Consider the following 26397-nt stretch of genomic DNA (forward strand, 5'->3'; position numbering starts at 1 on the left):
AGAGAATCATGTCAAACGAAATCGGTAGTGCACTTGTCAATCGCTTAGGCAGCGGTGGTATTGATGCGGGTAACATGGCCAAAATTTTAGCAGAGGCTGACGTGGCAGGGCCTCGTTCGATTATTGATCGTGCTGAAAAACGTATTCTGCAAGAGAGTTCTGGGCTTACTTATTTAAAGGCTAATCTCGAAGCGTTTAACTCCTACACAAAAGATTTAGCAACGAATGACTTATTTAAAAAGTTTAGTGCTAGTTCATCTAATGAGTCCGTAATGGGGGTGTCCATCTCGGGTTCTCCCGTTCCAGGTACCTATAATTTTACCTCTGAGCAATTGGCCACATCACATACTATTGTTGCTGAGCAGAAGTTTGCCTCGCTGAATAGCGCGATTCCACAAGGTACATTAACTTTGAATATTGCAGGTCAACCCCGTCTTATTGAAGTCGATTCATCGAATGCCAGTTTATCGGGTTTGCGAGATACCATCAATAGCGGTGATTTTGGCATTAGTGCTTCAGTGGTTAATGTGGGTGGCGAGTATCAAATGATGTTTAGCGCTAAAAATACCGGTGCGGCGAATGCGTTCACCTTGTCTGGTATTGCGGGTTTTGATGATCCTACTGATTTTCAAATTACATCACAAGCGCAGGATGCTGAAATTACGTTTAATGGTTTACCCATTACAAACGCAACTAATACGTTTGATGAGTTATTGCCTGGTTTGAGTTTGCAGTTAAAGTCGGCGCAGCCAAATGTGAATCAGTCGATTACGGTAAGTCGTGACACTGAAGGCGCGATGGAAGCGGTAAAGGATTTTGTTTTTGTTTATAACCAGCTTCGTGACATTTTTAAGGATATCAGCTCGTATGATAAGCTGTCGGCTGAAGACCGTGAAAAGCCGGAGAATGAGTTTACTGGTTTGTTGGCGGGCAGTAGTCTAGTGCGTGAGCTACGAAGTCAAATTCGGGAGTCTTTGACAGGGGCCGTAGCAGGTTTAAGTGGTGCCTATCAGAGTTTGGCTGATGTGGGTATTACGATGGACTTAAAAGGCGAAATGTCGTTGGATGAGGATCGTTTAACCACGGCGCTGAATGGTGATATTGATAGCGTTTCACGTTTGTTTGCTAAAGGTGGCTATTCGGCTGATCCGTTCATTAACGTGTTGGGCAGTAGCGATCAAACCCAAGCTGGCAGCTATGACATCAATATAAGTCAGTTGGCTGAACGCGCTAGCGTGGTTGGTGGTGCGGCTACAAATCCGGATAACATTAACTTACCGGGAGTAGCGAACTTCTCTATTAAATTAGATCAAGGCGATAGCGTTACTATCACCCTCGCTGGTGGCACCTACTCAATGACACAGCTGTCGCAGTTAATGCAAACAGCAATAAATAACTCGTCAGCCGCTTCATCGGGCGCACGTGTTTCGGTGGGTATTGAGGATGGTAATAAGCTGACTTTTACCTCTGAACGTTTCGGTGGCAACTCGTTGATTGAGTTAACCGGTTTTACCAATATGGCTGAAGCGGGTTTAGTGGCGGATTTAACGGATGCTGGTCAAAACGTTGATGGTACTTTAACGATGAGTGACGGTAGTACATTAAACATAGGTGCTTATGCCGATCAACAGGATGGAAGAAAAGTAAAGGTGTCTGATTTTGCATTTGCAGGCGGTAACCCTGCTGAAGTGCGTGGCCTTGAATTTGAAGTCCTCGGCGGCCCAACAGACGCAAGATCTCCAATCAATTTTACCCAAGGCTTCGCGAGTCGTTTATATGAAACGATTAATAATAACATAGGGACCAAAGACGGTTTAGTGTCACAGCGTCTAGAAAGTTTAGAATTACGCAATGAGCGTTTAGAGGAGCGCCGCGAGAAAATTGATTTGCGGTATGAGAAGTTGGAAATGAAGTACAGACTACAGTTTTCGACTTTACAGTCGATACTATCAGGTATGGACCAAACGCGTAGCTTTTTAGATGCGACTTATAATCGTCCAAGAGAACGCTAATTAAATCCTTCGGAGTGAGAAATGTACCCTAATATGAAAAATAAATTTGCTCAGGCCTATGCCAATAATTATGTTGAAACGGCGGTTTCTGAAGCGACGCCTTATAAGTTGGTTAAATTATTGTATGAGGCGGGATTGAAAAATGTTGCGGTGATTAAGGTGTTTATTCAGCGTAAGGACATGGAGAAGAAGTCTGAGTTTGTCAGTAAGCTGATAGGGGTGTTGTATGGTTTGCGCGGCGGGCTAGATCTTCAGGCAGGTGGCGAGGTCGCGGCGAATCTTTATGCTTTGTACGACTATATGATTCGGTTGAGTTTTCAAGCATCTGCTAAAAACGATATAGCGAAATTTGAAGAAGTTGAAGGCTTGTTAAAAGATCTTAATGAGGCTTGGGCACAAATGCCTGCGGAGTTTCAGAGCTTATCGCAAAGCCAGTTAGGTTCAATGCGTCAGACGGCTGGGCAATAGTCATGTCGGCTGTTGGGTATACATCCTATCAAGGCGATTTAATGTTGCTTACTTTGTCTGCTCAAATGTTAAACGCGGCTAAGCACGCAGACTGGGATCAGCTGTCATTGTTAGAAAAGCAGTTTGCACAAGCAGTGAAAGCCCATTTTGAGCAACCAGGCCTGGTTGATGATCAAAAACAAGGGTTAGCCACGCAGTTATTGGCGCAACAAGATCAGGTGCAAGCGTTGGTGAAAAAGGCGCAAAGAGATGTTCAAGCCTTGATGAATGTTGAGGAGCGCACAAATAAAGCGATGCACTCCTATTTAAATGTCGAAAATGCGCGAACGCGTTAAATTAGCGCATAAAGCGATCAATACGACTCAATGCTTCCTCTAGCAGTTCCATGCTGGTGGCAAATGAGATGCGTAAATAACCTTCAGCACCAAAGCCGGAACCCGGTACAGCTGCCACATCTACCTGTTCTAAAATCGCACTCGCAAAATCGGCGTCGCATTTAAAGCCTTTGATTTTCATCGCTTCAGCCACATTGATAAACATATAGAAGGCGCCGTCCGCAGGCAAACATTTAAACCCAGGGATCTGGTTCACGCGTTGAACGACAAAATCATGGCGCTGTTTAAATGCGTTTAACATGGTTTGGATGCAGTCTTGCGAACCGTTTAAGGCGGCCACCGATGCGGCTTGTGAAATCGAGCAGGGGTTGGAGGTGCTTTGAGACTGCACGGTTTTCATCGCCTTAATGTAGTTGGCTGGGCCGCCCGCATAGCCTATACGCCAGCCTGTCATTGAGTAGGCTTTTGATACACCATTCAATACCAGCGTTCGATCTTTTAAGCCAGGGCACACTTCAAGTATATTAACAAATGGCTTATCGCCCAGGATAATATGTTCATACATGTCATCGGAAGCGATGAGAATGTTTGGATGCTCTAGCAGTATATCGGCTAGCACTTTTAACTCTTCGGCTGTGTAAATCGCGCCCGTTGGGTTGGAAGGGCTGTTAATTACGACCATGCGCGTTTTAGGGGTAATGGCATCACGCAGTTGTGGTGCCGTGATTTTAAAGTTTTGTTCTATTCCTGTTTCGATAACAATAGGCGCACCGCCGGCTAGCAGAGCCATGTCGGGATAGGATACCCAGTAGGGGGCGGGGATAATGACTTCATCGCCATCGTTAAGCACCGCTTGGCATAGATTGTAAAAACTTTGTTTGCCGCCGCTAGATACTAAAATTTCATTTAATTCATAATCAAGGCGATTGTCACGTTTAAACTTAGCTTGGATGGCTTGTTTGAGCTCGGTCGTGCCGTCCACGGCTGTGTAGCGTGTTTGTCCTTGTTCAATCGCTTCAATGCCTGCGGTTTTGATGTGTTCGGGTGTATCAAAGTCGGGTTCACCCGCCCCCAAACTAATAATATCTTTGCCAGCGCGCTTGAGTTCCCCTGCTTTTGCAGAGATCACAAGGGTTAAGGAAGGTTTGACACGGTTAACGCGATCGGAAAGCAAGGCCATTTCTCTCTCTCAGGTTAGTATAATAGCGCCTTTACAAAGGTCGCTATAAGCAGGGTTAAATAATAATAGTAAATAAAGACTCTCATTTTACTGTATTTGGGTGTTTTTTAAACAGAATTTGATGACATAACAAGGAAAAATAGGCAAGATTATGGCAAAAGCATTTGAAATGGTGTCGCAATACCAACCCGCTGGCGATCAGCCTGCGGCGATTGCAGGCCTGGTTGAAGGGTTACAAGATGGTGAGGCCTTTCAAACCTTACTGGGTGTAACGGGGTCAGGTAAAACCTATACGATTGCAAATGTCATCAAAACAGTGCAGCGGCCAACGATTATTATGGCGCACAATAAAACCCTTGCCGCGCAGTTATACGGGGAGATGAAGGGGTTTTTTCCGCACAATGCGGTGGAGTATTTTGTGTCTTATTATGATTATTATCAGCCAGAGGCGTATGTGCCTGCGTCCGATACTTACATCGCGAAGGACTCTTCTGTTAATGAGCAGATTGAGCAATTGCGGCTTTCGGCGACCAAGGCGCTGATGGAGCGTGAGGATGTTATTTTAATTGCAACAGTGTCAGCGATTTACGGTTTGGGAGATCCGGATCAATATTTAAGCATGATGTTGCAGTTACGTTTAGGCGACAAGATAACCCAGCGTGATGTGTTGACACGTTTGGTGACGATGCAGTATAACCGTAATGATTTTGAAATGTATCGCGGTACGTTTAGGGTGCGCGGTGATGTAATTGATGTGTATCCTGCGGAGGCGGAACAGTATGCGGTGCGTATTGAGCTGTTTGATGACGAGGTAGAGGGTTTAAGCTGGTTTGATCCGCTAACCGGTGAAATCATGACAAAGGTAACGCGTGTGAGTGTTTATCCTAAATCGCATTATGTAACACCGCGCGAAAGAGTGATTGAAACAATTGAAAACGTGAAGGTTGAACTTAAGTCCCGCCTTGATGTGTTACGCCGTTTGAATAAGCTGGTCGAGGCGCAGCGCTTAGAAGAACGTACGCGATTGGATTTAGAGATGATGATGGAGTTGGGGTATTGCCAAGGCATTGAAAACTATTCACGCTATCTATCGGGTCGAGAAGCGGGCGAGGCGCCGCCTACGCTGATTGATTATTTACCCAAGAATGCGCTGATGGTGATTGATGAGAGTCATGTGACGATTCCGCAAATTGGCGGGATGTATAAAGGTGATCGCTCACGCAAAGAAAACTTGGTCAACTATGGTTTCCGTTTGCCTTCGGCGATGGATAATCGGCCCATGAAGTTTGAAGAATTTGAAGGGCTTATGCCACAAACGATTTTCGTGTCGGCTACGCCGGCGTTGTATGAAAAGCAACACAGTTCGAAGGTGGTTGAGCAGGTGGTGCGTCCAACCGGTTTGCTTGATCCCTTGCTGGAGGTGCGCCCAGCTTCAACACAGGTGGATGATCTGTTGGGTGAGATAAGGTTGTGTGTTGCGAAGCAGCAGCGCGTTCTGGTGACTACGCTCACCAAGCGAATGGCGGAGGACTTGACGGATTATTTGGAAGATCATCATGTGCGCGTGCGTTATTTGCATTCCGATATTGATACGGTTGAGCGGATTGAAATTATTCGAGATTTGCGACAGGGCGAGTTTGATGTGTTGGTCGGAATCAATTTGCTTCGAGAGGGCTTGGATATTCCTGAGGTGGCGTTGGTGGCGATTTTAGATGCGGATAAGGAGGGGTTTTTACGCTCTGAACGTTCGTTGATTCAAACGATTGGCCGGGCGGCGCGTAATACCGAAGGGCGCGCGATTTTGTATGCGGATAAGCGTACCAAGTCGATGGAATCGGCGATTGGGGAGTCTGAACGGCGTCGACAAAAACAAATTGAGTTTAATTTGCAACATGGCATCACGCCAACGGCGCTCAATAAAAAAGTGACCGATATTCTTGAGCATTCGCCCTATGCGTCTAAACCAAGTCGCCAGGGAGCGGTGTTGAAGGCGGCCGAGGAGGAGGGGGAGTATAGTGCGCTGGCGTTGGCTAAAATGAAACCCGCTGAGGTGGCAAGGTTGATTAAACAAACTGAAAAAGCCATGTATGCGGCGGCGAAGTCACTTGATTTTGAGGAGGCTGCACAATTGCGTGATAAATTAAAACAGTTGAAGGCTAGCATGGTAGGCGTAGGTGATTTAAGGTAGAATACCCGTTAAAGGAATCAGGGTATGAGTGAATTGAAAAAAAGTGCGAAAATAAAACGAATTTTGTGTTGTGGTTGGTTGGTTGGCGCATTGGCTTGGGGCGCAAATGCACAGGCCGATGAGGCGCTAACGGTGATTCAAACGCTGATTGGGCAAAAACAGTTTACACAAGCGGCGTCGATGTTGCTGACGGCGGAGGATTTGTCGGATTATCAAAAAACCTATTTGGAAGGATGGTTGGCGTTGCAAAAGCAACAGCCTAGCGATGCGCTTGAAATTTGGCAGGCGTTACATTTGCGTTATCCCGAACAATTGATTTTAGGCAATAATCTAGCGGTATTGCAAATGCAGCAAGGCTTGTTTGATCAGGCACAAGCCACGCTAGAGCAGTCGTTACATGCGGATCGCGAAATTTCCAAAGCGCTAGAAAATCTCAATAAAATTTATAGCTACCAAGCGCAGAAGGCCTACAGCAGTGTGTTTCGGCGCGTTGAGGCTAAAACGCCGGTGGGTGAAATGTTAGCCTTAACCGAATCCAACTCTGTTGTGACGATTATGGAGTCAGATTTTGATGGGCAACCCGAAGTGTTGCGTGCATTAGAGGCTTGGCGTGCGGCTTGGTCCGCTAAAAATGTGCAGGCGTACCTGGCGGCGTATCATGCGGATTTTGTGCCCGCCAATAACCAGAGCCTGGCCGCCTGGCGAAGTGCGCGGGCACGTAGCTTAAGTGCGCCGAGATTTATTGAGGTGTTTATAACGGATCTCCAGCTTTTACCGATTGATGCTGAAACGGTGCGTGTGCAGTTTACCCAGCGTTATCGCTCGGATCGCTTTCAGGATGAGGTGGTCAAAGTGCTGTTGCTTAAGTCGCAAGCGAGTGAGTGGAAAATTATTCAAGAGACGGTGATAAATGAAATTTAATGTATTTGGACTAGCGGCATTGTTTTGCAGCGTATCACTTCCCAGTATGGCGCACTCAACGGCGCTACTATCAGCGCCGACCAAGCAAGCGGAAACGCTCGTGGTTGAAGCATTACAGCGTTTGGAGAGCTTTGATTTGAATGAGGCGTTAAATATTGTCTCAGATCTTGCTACGCGTCACCCTGATTACCACTTGGCACAAATGATGCGCGCTGATTTATTGGCGATACGCGCGGGTAATTTTGCGTTGCTGGATCAGGTGCAATCGCTTTACCCTATCACCACAGGGCGTTTACGTGAAGAAGCGCAGGTGCGTTGGCAATATGCGCATACGGATGAAGGGTTAGCGGAAACCTTGTTGCAAAGCGCGGTACTTAAAGTGGGGGAACAGCCTTATCTGATTGTGGTCAATCTCGCTAAAAGCCGCCTTTATGTGTATCAAAACCAAGCGGGTCAACTGAATTTATTAGCAAACTATTATATTTCGATGGGCACAGCGGGGGCGGGCAAAGAGCGCGAGGGCGATCGTAAAACGCCAATAGGTGTTTATCATATCACCGATTGGGTACCCGGCCATCGTTTAGCTGACTTGTACGGGTTTGGTGCGTTGCCTTTAAATTATCCGAATGTATGGGATAAGGCCTTGGGGCGAACCGGGCATGGTATTTGGTTGCATGGTACGCCTAGCAACACCTTCAGCCGGCCGCCTATGTCTAGCCAAGGCTGTGTGGTGCTTAATAATGACGAGATGTCATCACTTGTGACCCATTTTAATATAGGGTTGGCGACGCCGGTATTAATTGTTAACCAAGAGAGTGATATTCAGTTGTATGAAGCGGAAAAAATCGAGGTGTTAACTGAAATTAATGCGTGGTTAGTTGAAAAGGGGGCGCCTTTCAATTGGCAGCAAGTCAGCGTGTACCGTTATCCTAATGAAGATGGCTTGTATTATGCAACTTTTCCATCGTTGGATAAACCGGATTATTTAGTTCATCAATATTGGCGTCGTGGTTATGATGGCGGTTGGCATTTGGTGCTAGAAACCCTTGATCCGAAAAAGATACTCACCCGGTTGTCTTAACCCAGATATTTATCAATGCTCAAGCGCGGGTCGGACGAAAGCCACTCGGCTGAAGTCGATGGCGCTTAATGCTAAAAGTCCCGTTCATCGACAATCAATTTGCCTTCAATCCAGTCATTCATATCTTGCCATATTTGCATAATATCGGCTTCACTGGGTAAGCGCCGCGCAGCTTCAAGCTCAATGGTTAATACCGGTATGTTAAGGTATTCACCCGCATAGCGTCCTAACGAGCCGGGAAAAGTGCCGAGTTGTCTGAGTTTTAGGTGCCCCATTTGGTCGGGGCGCGCAAACTCGGGACCATCGTAATCTAATAAGCCATAAGGTGCATGAATCGAGATAATCGCATCAGGTTGGAAGGCTTGGATAATGCTCACTTGCCACTGGGTTTCAGGTTCGCTGGCCGCCGCCACGCCCGGGAAGCGTCTTGGGTTACTTCGCGCGTGTTTGATCCAGTATTTGTGGGCAGCCTCCTGCCAGTCAGGGGTGGGGAAGTTGCGATTTAGGTCGACACCATTGGCATTTTCCCGGGTTGAACGCGGCTTCAGTAAGCCATCGGGGTTCGCAAGCGGTAAAAATAGCCAGTGATGATTGACGGTTTCTGGATTGTTGAGCATCGCTTGCATCCAGAGGTAGCTAATGCTGATCGCTGAAAACTCGTCACCATGGACGCCGCCAATCGCCAGTACGCGATATTCAGGGCGAATGGGTGTAGGGGGTAAAAACTCGCGATGAACCAGGGGGCGTCCTTCAACGCTTTGATGGCCTGATGTTTGTAAATCTAGTGCGAGACAAGGGTCATATTCGGTTGTCCGTAATTTAGCGCTCCATTGCGCACACAGTTGCGCCACGGCCGGGTGTTGATGAAGGTGCTCATTGGCATAAAGGCGCGTAAAAGACAGTGTTATAATTAGGCTGACCATTAAAAAAATAAATGGATTCGATCTTGTCATTATACTTATTCCTCTAGGGCGTCGAGGCTAAGTTCAGCGGGTTTGCTTTGTGCTTCGGTTGGTTTATGTTGACTGTTTAGCTTAATTTGCAAGCGTACATCATTCACTGAGTCGGCATTGCGCAGGGCATCCTCATAGCTGATAAGCTGTTGTTCATAAAGTTCAAACAAGGCCTGGTCAAAGGTTTGCATGCCTTGATCACCGGATTTTGCTATCAGCGTTTTCATCTCATCTACCTGCCCTTTGAAAATTAAGTCAGCCATTCGGGGCGTGTTTATTAAAATCTCAATCGCGGCCACGCGCCCCCCGCCTATTTTTGGGATCAAGCGTTGTGATACGACGGCCTTAAGGTTAAGTGATAAATCCATTAACAATTGCGCACGACGTTCTTCGGGGAAGAAGTTAATAATGCGGTCGAGGGCTTGATTGGTATTGTTGGCATGCAGGGTTGATAAGCAGAGGTGGCCTGTTTCCGCAAACGCAATCGCGTGCTCCATCGTCTCACGTTCACGGATTTCACCAATCAAGATGACATCCGGCGCTTGGCGCAGGGTGTTTTTGAGTGCGGCTTCGTAACTGACCGTGTCAACGCCCACTTCACGTTGGGTAACAATGCAGCCTTGGTGGGGGTGGACAAATTCAATCGGGTCTTCAATGGTGATAATATGGCCTTGGGAGTGCTGGTTGCGATGACCGATTAAGCCTGCTAACGAGGTGGACTTACCCGAGCCCGTGCCGCCAACAAATAAAATCAACCCTCGCTTTTCCATGATTAAGTCTTTTAACTGTTCAGGTAGGCCGAGTTTTTCAACAGCGGGAATCTCGCTATTGATCACGCGGATAACCAGGCCTGGTTGACCTTGTTGCATAAAGGCGTTGATGCGAAAACGTGAGACCCCCGTTAGTTGATAGGCAAAGTTGCATTCCTGGGTGCGTGCAAATTCGTCGCGTTGTTGGGGGTTCATTAAACTCAGCACCAGTTGAGCACAAATGTCGGCGCTGAGTTTTTCGCGCGTTAAGGCTTGCATCTTGCCATCCACTTTAATTGAAACCGGGGCTTGAGCGGTGATAAACATATCCGAGCCCTCTTTCCTTACAAAAGCCTGAAGCAGGGCGTCCATTTGTTGGCGAACGGGGTCAGTCATAGGTTACTCGTTAAATAAGTTTTTGTTGGCCGCTTTGCGCTTGGCTTGTTCTTTGTCTACTAAGCCTTCTCGAACAAGACGTTGTAAGTCTTGATCGAGTGTTTTCATACCTAGTTGATTCGAGGTTTGAATGACAGAATACATTTGTGGCACCTTGTCTTCTCGAATCAAGTTTTTAATGGAGGGAATACCCAGCATGATTTCATGTGCGGCCACACGCCCTCCGCCAATTTTTTTTAGGAGGGTTTGAGAAATAACGGCACGCAAGGATTCAGAGAGCATTGAACGCACCATTTGTTTTTCTTCGGCGGGAAAAACATCGATGATGCGATCAATGGTTTTGGCCGCTGAGCTGGTGTGCAGCGTACCAAATACCAAGTGGCCGGTTTCAGCGGCCGTGAGGGCCAGTCGAATCGTTTCAAGGTCGCGCAATTCGCCAACGAGTATGACATCAGGGTCTTCACGTAAGGCCGAGCGCAGTGCATTGCTAAAGCTGTGGGTATCGCGATGTACTTCACGTTGGTTAATCAGGCTGCGTTTAGAGGTATGCACAAATTCGATAGGGTCTTCGATGGTTAGAATATGGGCGTATTGGTTTGCGTTGATAAAGTCTACCATCGCCGCCAATGTCGTCGATTTGCCTGACCCTGTTGGCCCTGTTACTAGCACAATGCCTCGCGGTGTCATGGATATGTCTTTAAAGATGTCGGGAGCGTTGAGTTGTTCGAGTGTCAGCACTTCACTTGGAATCGTACGAAATACCGCGCCAATTCCTCGGTTTTGCCGGAATACGTTGACCCTAAAGCGTGCCACATTCGGCAGTTCAAATGAAAAGTCGGCCTCAAGATGTTCTTCAAACTGTTTGCGTTGCACATCACCCATCACGTCGTAGACCATTTTTTGAATCGCATCGGCGGCCAGATTTGGGGTCTCAATACGTCTTACATCGCCTTGGGTGCGCAGCATGGGTGGCATGCCAGCCGAGAGATGTAGGTCGGATGCACCTTGTTTAGCACTAAATTCGAGTAGCTGGGTAATGTCCATAAGTGGCCTCTTTGCTTAGGTGGGTCGGTGTTTTAAAATCCGATTTTATGTACAGTCGGTGAAAACCCTTGCGCCTTATATTGTCGCCAACGCTCTCGCCCTTTTTCAATGAGTTCTGCGGACTGGTCCAAGAGCTCAATGGTACGGCGGTATTGATTAAACCCTGGATAGAGTTCAGGGGGTAGATTAATCAAAACATCCTGGCAGGGCTTTGTGATCTGCTCACCAAACAATTGAATCGGTGCCGCAGGTGTATGTTCTACGCCATGCGGAATGTAACTATGAGGCGGTTCGCACCAGAGTTTTTGGTCAAAGCGTTGAGCGTCTTGGGTTTGTCCAAAACGCACATCCACTTTGCGTTGTTGCTGTTGGGCTTTTGCCAGTAGCTTCACCAAAAAGGCCTCCCGCTCACGAAATCCGCTTGCGTTGAGGACATAGAATACCAGTTCGTTCATCGGGTTATTTGTTGACTTGCTGCATGATGAATTCAACCAACATCGGTACAGGGCGGCCGGATGCGCCCTTGTTCGCGCCAGATTGCCATGCCGTGCCTGCAATATCTAAATGTGCCCATTTAACCTGTTTGGTGAACCGAGCTAAAAATTGTGCAGCGGTAATCGTGCCGCCTTCGCGCCCGCCAATGTTCGCCATGTCGGCAAAGTTGGATTTAAGCTGCTCATCCCATTCTTCGCCCAACGGCAGCTGCCAGCAACGATCATAAGTGGTTTTGCCGGCTTCAAGCAGTTGATTCACTAGGTCTTGGTCATTGCCTAATACGCCAGATACATGATGGCCGAGCGCAATAATGCACGCACCGGTTAAGGTCGCAATATCGACAACCAGGCCGGGTTGGTAGGTTTGTTGAGCGTAAGTGAGCGCATCACATAAAATTAAACGACCTTCCGCATCGGTATTGAGGATTTCAATCGTTTGACCGGATAATGAGCGCACCACATCGCCCGGTTTAATGGCATTGCCTGATGGCATGTTTTCAGTCGCGGGAATCACACCCACGACATTAATCGCTGGCTTTAACTCAGCAAGGGCTTGAAATACCCCCATCACGGTAGCGGCGCCCCCCATGTCATATTTCATTTCATCCATGCTCGCACCGGGTTTCAGTGAGATGCCGCCGGTATCAAAGGTGACGCCTTTGCCAACCAGTGCAATCGGTGCTTGTTCCGCTGCGCCACCTTGGTATTCGATACAAATCATCTTGGGTGGGGTATCTGTGCCCTGTGCGACGGCCATAAAGCTGCCCATGCCCATTTCAATCATTTGCGCCCGCTCAAGAAGGGTGACCTTAAAGCCCGCTTGCTGGCCAAGCTTTACGGCCGTGTCAGCGAGATAAGTGGGTGTGCAAAAATTGCTGGGCATATTGGCTAGATCTTGGGTTAATGCCATGCCTATGGCGCTGGCTTGACCTTGGGCAATAGACTGTTGATGCGCCGTATTGTCTTCAGCCATAAAGCAGACCTGGTTGAGGTGTGGGTTTTTGGCTTTGTGTTCGCCACGGCTTTCATGGCTATAATCATAAAAGCTACGTTGTAAAATTAAGCTGTTTTGATAGAGGCTCCAACTTTGGTTTTGACCCTTGGGTGTGGCGAGGTGACAGGTATCTAATACTTGGGTCGCGCCTGAATTTTCAAGGGTTTTGCTCATCGCCTGAATCGCGGACAAATAGCCTTTTTCGGTTAATTTTTCCTGATCGCCCATTCCCACGAGCAATAATCTTGGGCAATCGAGTTGTGCTACGTGGTGCAGCATGAGGGTTTGCGCGGTTTTGCCTTTGAAGTCATCTTGCTTGTCGAGTGCATCAATTAAGCCGTTGACACCAAAGTCAGCCGCTGCGCTAATTGATTGACCATGGGTGAAGACGGGCAGCACAAGTGTGTTGAAGTCTGTTAAGGTTGGTTTAGCGTTTAATTGGAATTGGATTTTTTTCATTCTTGGTTTCCTTCTCAAGTGATTCACTTATAATGTTTGACAACATTTTAACGTGAGTAGATTCATTTTTGCGGATTCTCGATAAATATCTTTATAAAGAGCTAACATTTACCCTGTTAGCCGTGTTGGCGGTGTTGTTATTGGTGAGTTTTGGCACTGAGACGACGAGAGTGCTGACGATGGCGATTGAAGGAAAGCTGCCGGGTGATGTGGTGTTTCAGGTATTGATGCTTAAAATTCCTGCGGCGTTGGAGGTGATTTTGCCCTTGGCGGTGTTGTTGGCGGTGATGCTGGCGATAGGGCGCTTGTATCAAGATCAAGAAATGGTGGTGTTTCGCAGTTGCGGCATTCCAGAGGGCTATTTTCAAAAACAAGTAGCCTTGTTTTTAGTGCCTTGGGCGTTGATGACGGCGTTCATTACCCTCTGGTTAACCCCCTGGGCGGCACAGACGGAGCGCCATGTTATCTCACTGGCCCAGGTAAATGCGCCGATTGCAGGCTTGGTCGCTGGACGCTTTAATCGTTTACCGAATAATAATGGCGTATTGTATGCAAGAGATATTGAGGCAAATGGCCATATGCAGGAGGTCTGGATTCGTTTAGGTGAGTCACGCGATCATGCGATATTTAGCGCACCGCAAGGGCGTTTTGAGTGGGTGGATGGGCGCTTGGCGCTGGTTTTACTAAAAGGCTACAGCTATGATGGTTTAGCGCAAGCCGATGCCTTAACGGTGCAGCAGTTTGAGCGTTTAGCCTTGTTTTTGCCCGAGTTAACGCCGAGCCAATCCCGATTGCGCAATCGGGAAATTTCCAGTGCCGAGCTTTGGCGCAGTGATATCGCCGCACATCAAGCATTGTTGCAGTGGCGGCTTGTGTTGCCCTTGAGTATTTTAGTGCTCGGCTTGCTGGCCTTGAAAATGAGTAAAACCAAACCACGCCAAGGACGATTTGCTAAGATTTTTATTGCGATTATTTTGTATGTGGTCTATATCCAATTATTGACTACGACTGAAAATGCGCTGTCTAAGGAAAGGCTGAGTTTATGGATTGGCTTGTGGTGGATTCCGTTGGTGTTTTTGGCGTTTGTGTTTGCCAAGCCTAAAAGCATAAAACGCTTTTTAACAGGCGGGCACCGAAGATGAACCGGATAGAAAGATATCTTGGGCGCGTGCTGATGCGTTATACCTTGCTGGTGTTGTTTGTGCTGCTCATTATTTTTGCGTTTACCGAGTTTATGAATCAGGTTGCGCGCGTTGATCAAAACTATACCTTAACCCTAGCGGGCTTGTACACCTTGTTAAAAATGCCGGTGTATTTTTATGAGATTTTACCGGTTGCGTTATTAATTGGTACACTGATTGGTTTAGGCGGTTTGGCAAACCAAGCCGAGCTGACTGTGCTTCGGGTGACAGGTTGGTCAGTAGGGCGAATCCTGTGGGCGGTGATGAAGACCGCATTCGTGTTGTGGTTGATCGGCGCCGCATTCGGTGAATGGCTTGCGCCTAAGGCGGAGGGTTATGCTAATCAAATACGCGCGGAGGCCTTGCAGCGTGATCTGTCGTTAGGCAGTCGAGATGGTTTTTGGATGAAAGCGCCTGCGCAATTAATTCATGTGGAGCGGGTGCTGTCCGCCGATACTATGCATGGTATCACGATTTATCATTTGGAAGCCGGGCAGGTAACCGGTGTTACGCAGGCGCTAGACGCGCAGTTTGTTAACCAGGCCTGGTTGCTAAAGGATGTGCGCGAACAGTCTATTCGCCTTGTTGCTTATGATGAGGTGAGTGGCCAATGGCCGAGTATCCAGCGTGATCAGGTGGTTTATGAACACAAGACGGTTGCGTTTCCGTTGGATTCAGCCGGGCTTGCGCGCTTGCAATTGGATAGTAAGTATTTGCGGATAGATGAACTATATCATTATATTGGCTTTTTAAAAGCAAATGGATTGGAGTCCGCGCCCTTTGAGCTTGAGTTTTGGCGCAAACTGGCCTCGCCCTTAGTGGTGCTGGGTATGATTGCGTTGGTGTTTCCATTGATTTTTGGTTCGCAGCGACAGGTGAGTATGGGGCAGCGAATTTTTGTCGGTACGGTGATTGGGCTTGGGTTTTATTTATTAAATCAATTGGTGGGTAATTTAAGTGTGGTGTATCAGTTCCCCACGGTGATAGGGGCATTTTTGCCGTCGTTGATTTTGTTAACTGTGGCGGTGGTGCTGTTTAAACGGTTGCGGTGAGGGTTGCGTGTGGGTGAAAACCGCGCCCACCTTTATTCAGTGGGCGCGGTTTTTTGCGTTTGGTGAACGTGTGGTTAAGGGATCATAAAGCCGCGAATCGCAAAGAAGATGCCGGCCGCTATTAAGCCTGTAGCGGGCACAGTGATCACCCAAGCGGCTACGACTTTGAGCATGATTGAGCGTTTAACCAGTTCTTGGCGGTAGACTTTTTTGAGTCCTTTGCGTTCTTTTTTAGTTAAGTGCGGTTCATTTTCAAGGCTTTGGGCTTTGAGTTCTTGCAGTAAGCGGCCTTTTTCAGAGAGTGATGCCTTATCAAATTTGCGAATAAAGGCTTCTACTATTTGACGGTCTTGCCCTTGGTGGTGTTCTTCGATTTGTGCAATCATTCGTTTGTAATTGGCCTTCAGGTATTCACGCAAAAAGCCAACACCAAAAATCGCGCCAATGGTGACGTGTGTGGTACTCACCGGTAAACCCAGTTGCGAGGCTAAAATCACCGTTAAGGCCGCCGCCATCGCAATACTATAAGCACGCATTTGGTCAATTTCAGTGATTTCAGTGCCTACGGTTTTAATCAGTTTTGGACCGTAAAGCGCCAAGCCTATTGCAATCCCTATAGCACCCACAACCAGAATCCACATTGGAATGGCCGCTTTAGTGCCTGTAGCGGCTTCATGGGTCGTTAGGGCTTCGTGAATCGCCGCTAAAGGCCCAACGGCGTTGGCTACGTCGTTAGATCCATGCGCAAAGCTCAATAACGCGGCGGCGAAAATTAACGGAATAATAAACATTTGATTGACGCCATCTTTGTTGTTGGCGTTTTTGCGTGATGCCCGATTAATCAGTGGGCGTGTGACAAAGTAAACAATCGCTGCAACCAAGGTACCAATTAAGATGGCGCTGGTGAAGTTTACTTTATAAATTTGGCTGACCCCTTTCATCATGAGATAGGTACCAAACGCCCAACCCATCAACGCCAGCAGCCAAGGCACCATAATCCGTGATGCGTCCATCATGTCTGATTTATAGGTAATGGTGCGTTTGATAAGGTAGAGTAAGCCGGCCGCAATCGCGCCACCGAGCAAGGGCGAGATGACCCAGCTGGCGGCGATTTGTCCAATCGTACCCCAGTTAACAATCGCCCAGCCAGCCGCCGCGATGCCGCCCCCCATGACACCACCGATAATTGAGTGGGTGGTAGAGACGGGTGCGCCAATCGCGGTAGCAATATTGAGCCACACAGCGGCGGCGAGTAGGGCGGCCATCATTAGCCAGACAAAGGTTTCAACATCATCAATGTCATTTGGGTCAATAATGCCACCTTTGATGGTGGTGACTACGCTGCCGCCGGCGATAATGGCGCCCGCCGCTTCAAATACCGCGGCGATAATAATCGCAGTGGTCATCGTCATTGCACGTGAGCCAACCGCAGGACCAACGTTGTTGGCGACATCGTTGGCGCCGATATTCATCGCCATATAGCCACCAATCATCGCGGCCACCACCAGGGTGAAGCTAATATGTCCATAATTAATAAAAGTGTAGAGGATGACCGCTACAATGAATAGCAGCGCAATCCCAAAGCGCATTAACTCGTGGCTGGTTTTTTTACCGGCATTTTCAAGCGATTGAATGTTTTTTAATTCCATGGCAATAATCTCGTTTGTGTTGAAATGAAAACTCAGACGATTCTAGCAGGAAAATTGACAGTTTTATTACAGTTTTATGACAAAGCGGCCCATTTCATGGCAAACTTGATTTCGATTAAATTTTGTTGGTTAGCAGGGCAAACGCATCTAAATAATAAAAAATCATAGCGATAGGCATGATTAACCTCGTTCCCACTGTCCTCAGTGGGAACGCATACTAACTGATCAGACTCCTACGGCATCAAGGCAAGCGGTAATCCGCGCTACTGGTCTGCATTCCCACGCACAGCGTGGGAACGAGAAAAAGTTTTGTGACAGTTTTATGACAAAGCGGCCCATTTCATGGCAAACTTGATTTCGATTAAATTTTTGTTGATTGGGGTTAGCGGCTAGTTTGGTATGGAGTCGGGTTATAATGCTCTCTTTTTTTAAATATAGAGAAAGCTATGCTCAGTTATCGCCATGCCTTCCATGCCGGCAATTTTGCCGATGTGCTTAAACATCTGGTGTTGTTGGAAACCTTGCAATATATGATGCAAAAAGATACACCGTTTTTATATCTTGATACGCATGCGGGTGGCGGTGGCTATGCGCTTAATTCCGCACAAGCACAAAAAAATGCTGAATATGCCAATGGTATCGGCATGTTATGGGGGAAAGCCGATTTACCTGAAGCGGTGGGGCGTTATAGGGAGCAGGTGGCGCTGTTTAATCAACAAAATCAAGCGAAAGGTTTGGATTTTTATCCTGGGTCGCCTTGGTTGGCGCAATCGGTGTTGCGTGAGCAGGATCGTTTGAGTGTGTTTGAGTTGCACCCGCAGGAAAATAAGTTACTGGATAAAACGATGAGTCAGGCGGGTCGAGATCGACGCGTCAAGGTGTTTAATCAAGATGGTTTTCAAGGGTTAATTGCGCAAATGCCGCCTAAAGAGCGACGTGGGGTGGTGTTGATGGATCCGTCTTATGAAGTCAAAGCCGATTATGATCGCGTGGTCGAGGTGTTGGTTCAAGCACATAAGCGTTTTGCGACAGGCAGTTATTTGTTGTGGTATCCGGTGGTCGAGCGCACACGGATTCAGCAATTAAAGAAGGCGATTCAAGCTAGCGGTATTCGTCATGTTGAAGCCTATGAGCTAGGTTTAAGTGAAGATACCTCAGGGCGTGGCATGACCGCCAGCGGCATGATGTTGATTAATCCGCCTTGGGTGTTGAAATCGACTATGCAGGCTGTCTTACCTTGGCTAGTGAAACAACTCGCACCCCAAAACGGTTTTTATCGAATAGAAACCTGGGTTGAAGAGTAGAGGTAGGGCAATTGCTTCCAAATGCAAAATCTGAAACATTGGTTGCTTCGGATTTTGCCTTAACCATTATAAAGCCTCTTTAATTTGGGTCTGCAACCATGCCGCGCTTAAATCCTCACCCACCGCCGCCCAATCAGAACTTATCGCACGCTGGTCATCTAGCTCTATACCTGTTAAATATCGGTTTGAATTACCTTGCGGGTTTAGGTTAAACGTGGCAAAACCTTTAGCTATGCTCACCTTTTTAGCTAGCTTCGCTTCACGCTCAGACGAGGCGGCTTGCGCTTGATAAGTGGTGAACAAGGTTTTTAACTCGTCAAGATTTTTGTTAACTAAATAGGTGTTCAAAATATCCTGTACATTTGCTTGTGCTTTAAACGTTTTTTTCATAGCATCCCCCTAACCGTATTAACCACGCAGCTGTTAATATCATGCATTTTAAATAGATTTTAGTATACCAACAACCACATCATTTTACGAGAATCAAGTTGCTTGGTGGTGCAATCTAAAGTGTCCTCTACCCTATCAAGGCTCACGTTCTCACGCTCCACGTCACTGCCTTCAGTTAGCATAAAAACAGTCATTGCGAGGAGCGAAGCGACGCGGCAATCTTTCAAGGGCGTGCCAGTCGGCAAAAGATTGCCACGGCATTCTGCCTCGCAATGACTTGTGACTTTCTTGACTGTGAATATAACCAGGCCTGGTTGATAATTCTTTTCACATTATTCTATCCGCACTATGTTTTAAAGCATTGTGAAACTTGGCTGATTGTGTGTGTTTTCGGCTAGGTTTAGCGATACAATGTTTAGCAATACAATGTTTGCATAATAGATGTGCAGAGACTCTTGGTTTGATGACAGAATTTTATTTTTTAATAGGGAGACGGTGATCGTGTCCAGCTTGGTTCGTTTTAGTGTGTTGTTTGGTTTAATGCTTGTGTGTTGGTGGGCGTTGACCGAAGGGGATAACCAGGCCTGGTGGTTTGGTGTGCCTTTGGCCTTGATTGCGGCGGGTTTGATGTGGCGTGTCTGGCCTAAAAGTCGTTTTGGATTCACTAATGTCCTGACATTATTGCCAAAAATTATTGGGTTTTTTCTATGGCAGTCTTGGCGTGGCGGTTGGGATGTGGCGAAGCGTGCCTTGTCTAAAAATGCACGCGTGAATCCTGTGGTCATCGACTATGCGCTCAGTTTGCCGATAGGTTGGCGACGCGATATTTGGCTGGCGACTATTGGGCTCATGCCAGGCACCTTAGCGGTCGCAATAGAAGGTAATCTGGCCAAGGTGCATGTGTTAGATAAAGCGCTGGATGTCCAACCAGGCCTGGTTGCGTTTGAGCGTTTATTATTAGCTTGGCGTTAGAAGTGAAGGACGCATAAATGAATAGCTTTTATATGATGATTGCGCTGATTCTACTAGTCACCATGCTGTTAGGTCTGGTTCGGGTGATGCGCGGGCCTAGCCGGGTGGATCGCATGTTAGCGGCACAGTTATTGGGCACCAGCAGCGTAGGGATTTTATTATTATTAGCCTTGGCGTTTGAGCAGTCGGCATTGCGTGATGTCGCTTTGGTATTCGCTTTATTGGCCGCGGTCAGTGGCTTGGCGTTTGTTAGAGTTTGGGCGGCAGGGGTGTTGGCAAAATGACGATGCTGTTTCATGCGCTTATAGATGCGCTGAATTGGGTTTGGATTTCTCAGTTTTTGAGTGTGCTGTTTATTTCGGTAGGAGCGGTGTTTTTTGTCGCAGGCACGGTCGGGGTGTTGCGCTTTGATTCGGCATTAAATCGGTTACACGCCCTGACAAAAGCGGATAACTTGGGATTAGGTTTTGTTATTTTAGGCGTCATGCTGCAGGCAGATAGTTGGGCGCTGGTGTTGAAGTACGTGATGATTTGGGGGTTGGTGTTGGTGAGTGCGGCGGTGGTGAGTCATTTAATGGGACAACGTGCTTATCAGCTTGAGCAGCAAGATGCTGACGAACAAGACGCTCGAAAACAAGACGCACCAACGTCAAGCGCTGACTCGATAGCGTCGACTGAGCAAGGGGATAAGGCATGTTGATATTTGATGTGTTGCTGGCTTTGTTGATTTTAGGTTTGGCTTGGATGAGTGTGTCTAGCCGCGATTTATTTGAAGCCGTGGTGTTATTTATTGCGCTGGGTTTGATGATTGCTTTGGCTTGGATGCGGCTGCAAGCGCCCGACGCCGCCTTGGCAGAAGCCGCGATTGGCGCGGGTTTGGCGGGTGCTTTGTTATTGGCGACCTTATCACGATTAGATAGACAAACGGATGTGTCGCCGCGCCGTGTGTCGGTGGCTTGGAGCTTGATTTGGCTTGGATTGGCGGTTGGCTTGGTATTGGCCTTCGCTCAGTTGCCGCGCACTGGCGAGGGTTTAATGCCGGATGTGATGGCGAATATGGAGCAGTCGGGTGTCGGCCACCCTGTCACCGCGGTGTTGCTGAACTTTAGAGCCTGGGATACCGCGCTGGAGTTGGCGGTGTTGGCTTGGGCTTGGTTTGCACAGCAGGCATTAAACCGTGAACAGCACCCCGGGTTTTTAGCTTTGCAAGGCCATGTATTAACCAGCAGCGCTAAAATACTCGCGCCCCTGTTGGTGTTAGTGGGGGGCTATTTATTATGGCGCGGGGCCGATGCGACCGGTGGGGCGTTTCAGGCAGGCGCGGTATTGGCGGCAGGCCTGGTGCTTTATAGTTTAAGTTTTAAGGCGGATTTGCCTTATGACGGCTGGCAAGGCTTGGGTTTACGTTTTTTGTGGTTAGCTGGGTTTTGGTTGTTTGCGCTGGTCGGTTTGGTTGGCTTTGCGCTGGGGTTAGGTTTTATGGGGTATCCGCCCGCACAAGCTGGCGCGCTGATTTTATTGATTGAGTTGTTTGCCACCCTGTCGATTGCCCTGCTGTTAGCCGCGATGTTTAGCGGTGTATCCGAACGTAGGAGCGCGGCATGAATCTAATGATCACTAGTTATGAGGTTTATTTGTTTAGTGCCGCAGGCCTGATATTGATTGGGTTGTTTGGTTTGGCGCGGCGGGTGCATTTGCTGCATAAAATCTTGTCGTTGAATGTGATGGGCGCGGGGGTGTTTATGTTGCTCTTGACCTTGGCGAGCCGAGGTGAAACACCCGATGCGGTGCCTCAAGCCCTGGTGTTGACGGGTATTGTCGTGGCGATCAGTGCCACCGCCTTGGGCTTGGCGCTGATGCAGCGCTTGGCCAGCTTGTCTGAATCCAAGCAGGCGCAACTGGATGAGGATGTGTTATGAGCGGCTGGCTAGCTATTTTGGTGCTCTGGCCTTTGGCGATGGCGAGCCTAATCGCGATTTGGCCAAAACTAACTAAGCCGGTGGCGCTGTTGGCGCTGTTAGGTACTGGGTTGTTGTCGATGGTGGTTTTTAATTTGCCCAATGGAGTGTGGGCGCTCGGTGGATGGGCGCGGCCGCTGGGCATTGGTTGGCGCTTGGATGAGATCAGCCGTTTGATGCTTTTGCTCACCGGCGTGGTGGGCATGTTGGTGAGCCTCTATGCGTGGTGGGATAGTGCTTTACCACGTAGTTTTTGGGTATTGTGGTTGGGTGCTTGGGGGGCGATGAATGCGCTTTATCTAGCGGCGGATGTGTTCAATATTTATGTCACCTTGGAATTGCTGGGGCTAAGTGCGGTGGCGCTGGTGGCGATTTCACTCAAAGCGGGCGCATTGCAGGCCGCGATGCGTTATTTGTTGGTCAGCTTGCTGGGTTCGATGTTGTTTTTGTTGGGCGTGGCCCTGTTGTACGGTCAATATGGTCAATTAGATATATTGGCGCTGGCGACGCAGATGGAACCGAGTTTTCCCATGCTATTTGCATTGGTGGTGATGAGCGTTGGGTTGATGGCTAAAACGGCGGTATTTCCTTTACACAGTTGGTTGCCGCTAGCCCATGGTCGAGCGCCAGCGGCGGTCAGTGCGATTTTGTCGGCTTTGGTGATTAAGGCGTCGTTTTATTTGTTGATGCGCTTGTGGCTGGAGGTGTTTGCGCCTATTCCAACCTTGGCCTTGGTTTATGGGGTCTGGCTGATGGGCAGTGTGGCGTTGTTGTGGGGCGCGTGGCAGGCTTTGTCAAGCCAGCAGTTAAAGCCGATGGTGGCCTGGTCAACCGTGGCGCAGGTGGGTTATTTGGTGATTGGCTTGGGGTTGTTGGCGCACCCGAATACCCCAACGGGCATAAATACGCCGGAGGGCTGGCAGTGGGGTTTGCTGTGGTTAATGATGGCGCATGCGCTCGCGAAGTCGGCCATGTTTTTGGCGGCGGGTAATTTGCAACAGGCGGCGGGTCATGACCGTATCTCGGACTTGGGCGAAGTGATGCGCGTACAGCGCAAAACGCTATTTGCGTTTGGGATAGCGGGGGTGAGTTTGGCAGGATTACCAGTGAGTGCTGGATTTTTGGCAAAATGGTGGTTGTTGGAACTGGGTATCTTCCACCAGGCCTGGTGGTTGGTGATGGTGATGGTGGTCGCGAGTTTATTGACCGCAGGTTATGTATTTCGGGTTTTGAATGTGGCGCTGAATAAAGAGTTAAAACCAGTGATTGAGCATGCACCCGTGATGATACCGATTCATGCGGGTCGCCAGTGGGTGGTGTTGATTTTAGCCTGCTTGGGCGTGTTGGCCGGTTTGCAAGCACAATGGTTATGGGGAGGCTAGATGATCGATAATAGCCTGTGGCCTTTGCTCATTATCGCGAGTTCGTTAGTGCCCGCCATCCTGATCTTTTTTATCCCGGAAAATAGCCGTTTTTTACGCTCGGCGGTGAATATTGGCGGCGCACTGATTAAGCTGCAGTTGGTGGTGTTGTTGGTGTTGGGCATTTACGCGGGTGAGGTATATGAGCTGAGTTGGCAGCTTCTACCCGGTCTAGATTTCCGTCTGCAGATTGATGGGCTGGCGGTGATGTTCTTGTTATTGTCGGCTTTTTTATGGTTATTGACGACGATTTATGCGATAGGTTATTTAGAAAACTCGCCGAATAGGGCGCGGTTTTTTGGCTTTTTTACGCTGTGTGTGAGCGCCACAGCCGGTGTGGCGATGGCGGGTAATTTATTTACCTTTGTGGTGTTTTATGAGCTTTTGACCTTAGCGACCTGGCCATTAGTAGTGCATCGTGGCACCGAAAAAGCCATCGCTGCCGGGCGGGTGTATTTACGCTATACCTTGATTGGCGGGGGGGCGTTGTTATTCGGCACAGTGCTATTGCATTCGTTTGCAGGAACGCCATCGTTTGAGCCTGGCGGCTATTTGTCGGCTATTGATTTGCCAAGCTGGGTGCTTTGGAGTGTGTTTGTGTTGCTGATGGCCGGTCTGGGGGTGAAGGCAGCGCTGGTGCCGTTTCATTCTTGGTTGCCGCAAGCGATGGTGGCGCCTGCGCCAGTGAGTGCATTGTTGCACGCGGTGGCGGTAGTGAAAGCCGGTGCGTTTGGCATAGTGCGGGTGATGTTTGAGGTTTATGGCATTGAATACGCGGATGCCCTCGGCATGGCGTTTGTGTTGTTGGTGTTGGCGTCGCTGACGATTGTTTATGGTTCGGTGCGCGCACTGTATCAAACGGATATTAAAAAACGGCTTGCGTTTTCTACGGTGAGTCAGGTGTCCTATGTAGCGCTCGGTATTGCGTTGGCAGGGCCTATGGGCGCGATAGGCGGGTTGATTCATATTGCCCATCAGGGTTTAATGAAAATAACCTTGTTTATGACAGCGGGTAATTTTGCTGAAACACTCGGTGTTCATAAAATCAACCAGCTAAACGGCATTGGGCAGCGTATGCCTTGGACGACGATGGCTTTTACGTTGGCGGCTCTGGGCATGATTGGCTTACCGCCGATGGTTGGATTTTTAAGTAAATGGTATCTGGGTATCGGTGCTTGGGAGGTGGGGGCTTATTGGGTGATGGCGGTGTTGTTTGCATCCAGTCTATTGAATGCGGCTTATTTTTTGCCGATGATCTATCGTGCTTGGTTTTTGCCCGCGCCGGCTGAATGGCCGAATGAACGGCGTTTAAGCCCACATTGTGAAACCCATTGGATGTTGCTAGTACCGCCGTTGGTGACAGCCTTTACGGTGGTGGCGTTAGGTTTGGTTGCCGGCTTTGCATTAGGCACGCTGGGCTGGGTCCAATGGTTGGTTGAACAGGAGTTTGTGCAATGATGGCTGGCTATGCGGCATTGTTATGGTTGGTTCCAGTTTGGCCTTTGTTGTTGGCGTTGAGCTTGACGCTGCCCGCGGTGCGCCCCTATGGCATTCGGCTATTGCCTTGGGCTTTGTTGCCGGCGGCGCTGGTTTGGCTGGTCGCTGGCGCGGCACAGCTCGGGTGGTTGGATTGGCTTTACTTCGATTGGCCGTTGTTTTTGTATGCGCCTGATCTTTTAATGGGTACCCGCATCACGCTAGATAGTTTGAGTTATATTTGGTTAAGTTTGGCGCTGTTTGTGTGGGGGGCCGCAGCATGGCATTCCAGCTGGGTCAAAGATCGCCAGGCCTGGCGGTTTAGTTTGTTTTTCCTGCTGAGTTTGAGCGGTAGCTTAGGGCTGAGTTTGGCGGGCGATGCGATTAGTTTTTACTTAATGTTTAGCTTGATGAGTTTGGCGGCTTGGGGCTTGGTGATTCACGAGCAAACTGATTTCGCCAAACGCGCCGCGCACTGGTATTTGATCTTAGCGGTGTTGGCTGAGCTGGTATTGTTTGCGGGTATTGTGGCACGCGCGGCGGAATTGGGCAGCACCGATTTGGCGGTTTGGGCGGTGAGCGGATCTTCGGAATGGAGCTTGTGGCTGATTTGGTTGGGTTTAGCAGTGAAAGTGGGCGTGCCTTTATTGCATCTTTGGCTGCCTTTAGCGCATCCTGCCGCACCCGTGTCAGCCAGTGCGGTGTTATCTGGGGTGATGATTAAGGCGGGCATTATTGGTTGGTGGTTGCTCATGCCGAGCTGGGTGATGCAGGATTCGGTGTTTGTTAGTTTTATGCCCTGGTTGGGGGTAGCCACCATGGTGTTTGGCGCGGTGTTTGGCTTAATGCAAACCGATCCTAAAGCGGTGTTGGCCTATTCCAGCATTAGTCAAATGGGCTGGTTGATTTGGGGTATCGGCTGGGTTTGGCAGGGCGCAGAGCCGAGTTTGTTAATGATTTGGGTGGCTTGGTTTGCCTTGCACCATGCGCTGATTAAAGGCGGTTTGTTTTTGGGTGTCGGCTGGATTAAATATTCAACGGCGGGTCAAGGGTTTATACCTTGGGTATGGGGCGGGTTGATACTGCTCGGATTATTGTTAGCCGGCATGCCGTTTAGCGCAGGGGCTTGGCTCAAAATGCAAATGAAACTGGCGAGTGTCGATGTGGGGCTGGCTATGCCTTATTGGTTATTGTTGCTCGGTTCGGTCGCTACTGTTTTGTTAATGATTCATTTTTTACGCCGTTTAGCGAAGCTGGATACCCTAAGCCCAGATCAGGCTAAGCCAGTGAGCCGGATGGCACTGGTCAGTTGGTTTGGATTGGTGGCGATCGCCGCGAGCTGGATTTATTGGGTGGCCATGCCGAGCTGGGATAGCGGCGCATTGATTGATGCGCTTAAACCGATTGTGATCGGACTGATTCTCGCCACAGCTTGGCGAATCCGTATTCACAAACAAGTTCAATCACCTCCAGGCGATATGGTGGTGCTATTGGAATGGTTTGGGCGCAAGTTAGCGGCGTGGGGAGAGGGTTATCAGCAGGGTTATCAACGGCTTCAATTTCGCATTGGTGCTGGTTGGCAAAGAATAGGCCAAGGCTACCAATCTTTCCTTCAACGCGCCGATACCGCAGAAAAAAACCTACTCAACTGGCCAAGGTTTATGCAACTCCTCGGTGGGCTTGCACTGGTGTTTTGGCTGTTGTTGATTTTGTAAACTTT

Annotated in this window: 25 protein-coding genes; 17 read left to right on the forward strand and 8 right to left on the reverse strand. The window is 48.6% G+C overall.

Going from position 1 to position 26397, the window contains the following annotated elements:
• The first annotated feature begins 8 nt into the window (after positions 1-8).
• From fliD to NA59_RS07405, 3 genes are read left to right on the forward strand one after another with little or no spacing between them, the layout of a single operon-like run.
• Positions 9-2012 carry a flagellar filament capping protein FliD gene (gene fliD / locus NA59_RS07395; RefSeq protein ID WP_044410368.1) on the forward strand — a complete coding sequence of 668 codons (2004 nt, stop codon included), beginning with the start codon at positions 9-11 and terminating at the stop codon, positions 2010-2012.
• Between the two features lie 33 nt (positions 2013-2045).
• A complete protein-coding gene (gene fliS / locus NA59_RS07400) occupies positions 2046-2480 on the forward strand; it encodes a flagellar export chaperone FliS (protein ID WP_232504056.1) in 435 nt (144 codons plus the stop codon).
• 2 nt (positions 2481-2482) lie between these two features.
• A complete protein-coding gene (locus NA59_RS07405; protein WP_044410375.1) occupies positions 2483-2815 on the forward strand; it encodes a flagellar protein FliT in 333 nt (110 codons plus the stop codon).
• Position 2816: 1 nt separating this feature from the next.
• Here the strand turns inward: NA59_RS07405 and NA59_RS07410 are convergent, their stop codons facing one another.
• Positions 2817-3995: a pyridoxal phosphate-dependent aminotransferase gene (locus NA59_RS07410; RefSeq protein WP_044410377.1), complete on the reverse strand. Its 1179-nt coding sequence runs from the start codon at positions 3993-3995 to the stop codon at positions 2817-2819.
• Between the two features lie 151 nt (positions 3996-4146).
• Between NA59_RS07410 and uvrB the strand changes: the two genes are divergently transcribed.
• Genes uvrB through NA59_RS07425 form a run of 3 tightly spaced genes read left to right on the forward strand, consistent with a single transcriptional unit; the run spans position 4147 to position 8185 of the window.
• A complete protein-coding gene (gene uvrB / locus NA59_RS07415) occupies positions 4147-6183 on the forward strand; it encodes an excinuclease ABC subunit UvrB (RefSeq protein WP_044410379.1) in 2037 nt (678 codons plus the stop codon).
• A 24-nt stretch (positions 6184-6207) separates the two neighbouring features.
• Positions 6208-7104: a nuclear transport factor 2 family protein gene (locus NA59_RS07420; protein ID WP_044410382.1), complete on the forward strand. Its 897-nt coding sequence runs from the start codon at positions 6208-6210 to the stop codon at positions 7102-7104.
• Positions 7094-8185: a L,D-transpeptidase family protein gene (locus NA59_RS07425; protein ID WP_044410385.1), complete on the forward strand. Its 1092-nt coding sequence runs from the start codon at positions 7094-7096 to the stop codon at positions 8183-8185. The genes NA59_RS07420 and NA59_RS07425 overlap by 11 nt, the downstream gene beginning before the upstream one ends.
• Positions 8186-8256: 71 nt before the next feature.
• Here the strand turns inward: NA59_RS07425 and NA59_RS07430 are convergent, their stop codons facing one another.
• From NA59_RS07430 to NA59_RS07450, 5 genes are read right to left on the reverse strand one after another with little or no spacing between them, the layout of a single operon-like run.
• On the reverse strand, positions 8257-9138 hold the full coding sequence (locus tag NA59_RS07430) for a M14 family zinc carboxypeptidase (RefSeq protein ID WP_044410388.1): 882 nt from the start codon (positions 9136-9138) through the stop codon (positions 8257-8259).
• A gap of 5 nt (positions 9139-9143) precedes the next feature.
• Complete coding sequence (locus tag NA59_RS07435) at positions 9144-10283, reverse strand: PilT/PilU family type 4a pilus ATPase (protein ID WP_198401071.1); 1140 nt, start codon at positions 10281-10283, stop codon at positions 9144-9146.
• Positions 10284-10286: 3 nt separating this feature from the next.
• Complete coding sequence (locus tag NA59_RS07440) at positions 10287-11327, reverse strand: type IV pilus twitching motility protein PilT (protein ID WP_044410391.1); 1041 nt, start codon at positions 11325-11327, stop codon at positions 10287-10289.
• 32 nt (positions 11328-11359) lie between these two features.
• The gene (locus NA59_RS07445; RefSeq protein WP_044410393.1) at positions 11360-11782 is read right to left on the reverse strand and encodes a DNA polymerase III subunit chi; all 423 of its coding nucleotides are present in this window, start codon (positions 11780-11782) and stop codon (positions 11360-11362) included.
• A 4-nt stretch (positions 11783-11786) separates the two neighbouring features.
• Positions 11787-13274, reverse strand: a complete 1488-nt coding sequence (locus NA59_RS07450) for a leucyl aminopeptidase (protein WP_044410395.1) — start codon at positions 13272-13274, stop codon at positions 11787-11789.
• 68 nt (positions 13275-13342) lie between these two features.
• On the opposite strand from NA59_RS07450, the gene lptF reads away from it, so the two are divergent.
• Complete coding sequence (gene lptF, locus NA59_RS07455) at positions 13343-14416, forward strand: LPS export ABC transporter permease LptF (RefSeq protein ID WP_044410396.1); 1074 nt, start codon at positions 13343-13345, stop codon at positions 14414-14416.
• Complete coding sequence (gene lptG / locus NA59_RS07460) at positions 14413-15507, forward strand: LPS export ABC transporter permease LptG (protein ID WP_044410398.1); 1095 nt, start codon at positions 14413-14415, stop codon at positions 15505-15507. The genes lptF and lptG overlap by 4 nt, the downstream gene beginning before the upstream one ends.
• 74 nt (positions 15508-15581) lie before the next feature.
• Here the strand turns inward: lptG and NA59_RS07465 are convergent, their stop codons facing one another.
• Positions 15582-17156 (reverse strand): inorganic phosphate transporter, encoded by a 1575-nt coding sequence (locus NA59_RS07465; protein ID WP_044410401.1) that lies wholly within the window; start codon positions 17154-17156, stop codon positions 15582-15584.
• Positions 17157-17602: 446 nt separating this feature from the next.
• Between NA59_RS07465 and NA59_RS07470 the strand changes: the two genes are divergently transcribed.
• On the forward strand, positions 17603-18460 hold the full coding sequence (locus tag NA59_RS07470; protein ID WP_044410404.1) for a 23S rRNA (adenine(2030)-N(6))-methyltransferase RlmJ: 858 nt from the start codon (positions 17603-17605) through the stop codon (positions 18458-18460).
• Positions 18461-18526: 66 nt separating this feature from the next.
• On the opposite strand, the gene NA59_RS07475 is transcribed toward NA59_RS07470, so the two are convergent.
• Positions 18527-18850, reverse strand: coding sequence for a hypothetical protein (locus tag NA59_RS07475; protein ID WP_044410407.1), 324 nt, complete (start codon positions 18848-18850; stop codon positions 18527-18529).
• Positions 18851-19351: 501 nt separating this feature from the next.
• On the opposite strand from NA59_RS07475, the gene NA59_RS07480 reads away from it, so the two are divergent.
• The 8 genes from NA59_RS07480 to NA59_RS07515 are packed head-to-tail and all read left to right on the forward strand — an operon-like array spanning position 19352 to position 26392.
• Positions 19352-19822 carry a Na+/H+ antiporter subunit E gene (locus tag NA59_RS07480; RefSeq protein WP_157792567.1) on the forward strand — a complete coding sequence of 157 codons (471 nt, stop codon included), beginning with the start codon at positions 19352-19354 and terminating at the stop codon, positions 19820-19822.
• A gap of 17 nt (positions 19823-19839) precedes the next feature.
• A complete protein-coding gene (locus tag NA59_RS07485; protein WP_044410410.1) occupies positions 19840-20106 on the forward strand; it encodes a monovalent cation/H+ antiporter complex subunit F in 267 nt (88 codons plus the stop codon).
• Positions 20103-20522, forward strand: coding sequence for a cation:proton antiporter (locus NA59_RS07490; protein WP_232504057.1), 420 nt, complete (start codon positions 20103-20105; stop codon positions 20520-20522). Before NA59_RS07485 ends, NA59_RS07490 begins: the two co-directional genes overlap by 4 nt.
• The gene (locus NA59_RS07495; protein WP_044410413.1) at positions 20516-21427 is read left to right on the forward strand and encodes a hydrogenase subunit MbhD domain-containing protein; all 912 of its coding nucleotides are present in this window, start codon (positions 20516-20518) and stop codon (positions 21425-21427) included. The genes NA59_RS07490 and NA59_RS07495 overlap by 7 nt, the downstream gene beginning before the upstream one ends.
• Positions 21424-21741 carry an NADH-quinone oxidoreductase subunit K gene (locus tag NA59_RS07500; RefSeq protein ID WP_044410416.1) on the forward strand — a complete coding sequence of 106 codons (318 nt, stop codon included), beginning with the start codon at positions 21424-21426 and terminating at the stop codon, positions 21739-21741. The genes NA59_RS07495 and NA59_RS07500 overlap by 4 nt, the downstream gene beginning before the upstream one ends.
• The gene (locus tag NA59_RS07505; RefSeq protein ID WP_044410419.1) at positions 21738-23162 is read left to right on the forward strand and encodes a complex I subunit 5 family protein; all 1425 of its coding nucleotides are present in this window, start codon (positions 21738-21740) and stop codon (positions 23160-23162) included. Before NA59_RS07500 ends, NA59_RS07505 begins: the two co-directional genes overlap by 4 nt.
• Entirely contained in the window at positions 23163-24659 is a 1497-nt protein-coding gene (locus tag NA59_RS07510) for a complex I subunit 5 family protein (RefSeq protein ID WP_044410421.1), read from the forward strand.
• On the forward strand, positions 24656-26392 hold the full coding sequence (locus NA59_RS07515; protein WP_052501527.1) for a complex I subunit 5 family protein: 1737 nt from the start codon (positions 24656-24658) through the stop codon (positions 26390-26392). Before NA59_RS07510 ends, NA59_RS07515 begins: the two co-directional genes overlap by 4 nt.
• The last annotated feature ends 5 nt before the right edge of the window (positions 26393-26397 follow it).

The sequence above is a fragment of the Thiomicrospira microaerophila genome (assembly GCF_000934765.1).
Classification (GTDB): Bacteria; Pseudomonadota; Gammaproteobacteria; order Thiomicrospirales; family Thiomicrospiraceae; genus Thiomicrospira; species Thiomicrospira microaerophila.

What these genes read in the sequence shown, in the direction of transcription:
- fliD (WP_044410368.1), top strand. Translation starts at nt 9, where the DNA reads ATGTCAAACGAAATCGGTAGTGCACTTGTCAATCGCTTAGGCAGCGGT.
- uvrB (WP_044410379.1), top strand. Translation starts at nt 4,147, where the DNA reads ATGGCAAAAGCATTTGAAATGGTGTCGCAATACCAACCCGCTGGCGAT.
- NA59_RS07490 (WP_232504057.1), top strand. Translation starts at nt 20,103, where the DNA reads ATGACGATGCTGTTTCATGCGCTTATAGATGCGCTGAATTGGGTTTGG.
- NA59_RS07510 (WP_044410421.1), top strand. Translation starts at nt 23,163, where the DNA reads ATGATCGATAATAGCCTGTGGCCTTTGCTCATTATCGCGAGTTCGTTA.
- NA59_RS07485 (WP_044410410.1), top strand. Translation starts at nt 19,840, where the DNA reads ATGAATAGCTTTTATATGATGATTGCGCTGATTCTACTAGTCACCATG.
- NA59_RS07450 (WP_044410395.1), bottom strand. Translation starts at nt 13,274, where the DNA reads ATGAAAAAAATCCAATTCCAATTAAACGCTAAACCAACCTTAACAGAC.
- NA59_RS07470 (WP_044410404.1), top strand. Translation starts at nt 17,603, where the DNA reads ATGCTCAGTTATCGCCATGCCTTCCATGCCGGCAATTTTGCCGATGTG.
- NA59_RS07420 (WP_044410382.1), top strand. Translation starts at nt 6,208, where the DNA reads ATGAGTGAATTGAAAAAAAGTGCGAAAATAAAACGAATTTTGTGTTGT.
- lptG (WP_044410398.1), top strand. Translation starts at nt 14,413, where the DNA reads ATGAACCGGATAGAAAGATATCTTGGGCGCGTGCTGATGCGTTATACC.
- NA59_RS07465 (WP_044410401.1), bottom strand. Translation starts at nt 17,156, where the DNA reads ATGGAATTAAAAAACATTCAATCGCTTGAAAATGCCGGTAAAAAAACC.
- NA59_RS07425 (WP_044410385.1), top strand. Translation starts at nt 7,094, where the DNA reads ATGAAATTTAATGTATTTGGACTAGCGGCATTGTTTTGCAGCGTATCA.
- NA59_RS07500 (WP_044410416.1), top strand. Translation starts at nt 21,424, where the DNA reads ATGAATCTAATGATCACTAGTTATGAGGTTTATTTGTTTAGTGCCGCA.
- NA59_RS07435 (WP_198401071.1), bottom strand. Translation starts at nt 10,283, where the DNA reads ATGACTGACCCCGTTCGCCAACAAATGGACGCCCTGCTTCAGGCTTTT.
- NA59_RS07430 (WP_044410388.1), bottom strand. Translation starts at nt 9,138, where the DNA reads ATGACAAGATCGAATCCATTTATTTTTTTAATGGTCAGCCTAATTATA.
- NA59_RS07505 (WP_044410419.1), top strand. Translation starts at nt 21,738, where the DNA reads ATGAGCGGCTGGCTAGCTATTTTGGTGCTCTGGCCTTTGGCGATGGCG.
- fliS (WP_232504056.1), top strand. Translation starts at nt 2,046, where the DNA reads ATGAAAAATAAATTTGCTCAGGCCTATGCCAATAATTATGTTGAAACG.
- NA59_RS07405 (WP_044410375.1), top strand. Translation starts at nt 2,483, where the DNA reads ATGTCGGCTGTTGGGTATACATCCTATCAAGGCGATTTAATGTTGCTT.
- NA59_RS07410 (WP_044410377.1), bottom strand. Translation starts at nt 3,995, where the DNA reads ATGGCCTTGCTTTCCGATCGCGTTAACCGTGTCAAACCTTCCTTAACC.
- NA59_RS07440 (WP_044410391.1), bottom strand. Translation starts at nt 11,327, where the DNA reads ATGGACATTACCCAGCTACTCGAATTTAGTGCTAAACAAGGTGCATCC.
- NA59_RS07445 (WP_044410393.1), bottom strand. Translation starts at nt 11,782, where the DNA reads ATGAACGAACTGGTATTCTATGTCCTCAACGCAAGCGGATTTCGTGAG.
- NA59_RS07475 (WP_044410407.1), bottom strand. Translation starts at nt 18,850, where the DNA reads ATGAAAAAAACGTTTAAAGCACAAGCAAATGTACAGGATATTTTGAAC.
- NA59_RS07495 (WP_044410413.1), top strand. Translation starts at nt 20,516, where the DNA reads ATGTTGATATTTGATGTGTTGCTGGCTTTGTTGATTTTAGGTTTGGCT.
- NA59_RS07515 (WP_052501527.1), top strand. Translation starts at nt 24,656, where the DNA reads ATGATGGCTGGCTATGCGGCATTGTTATGGTTGGTTCCAGTTTGGCCT.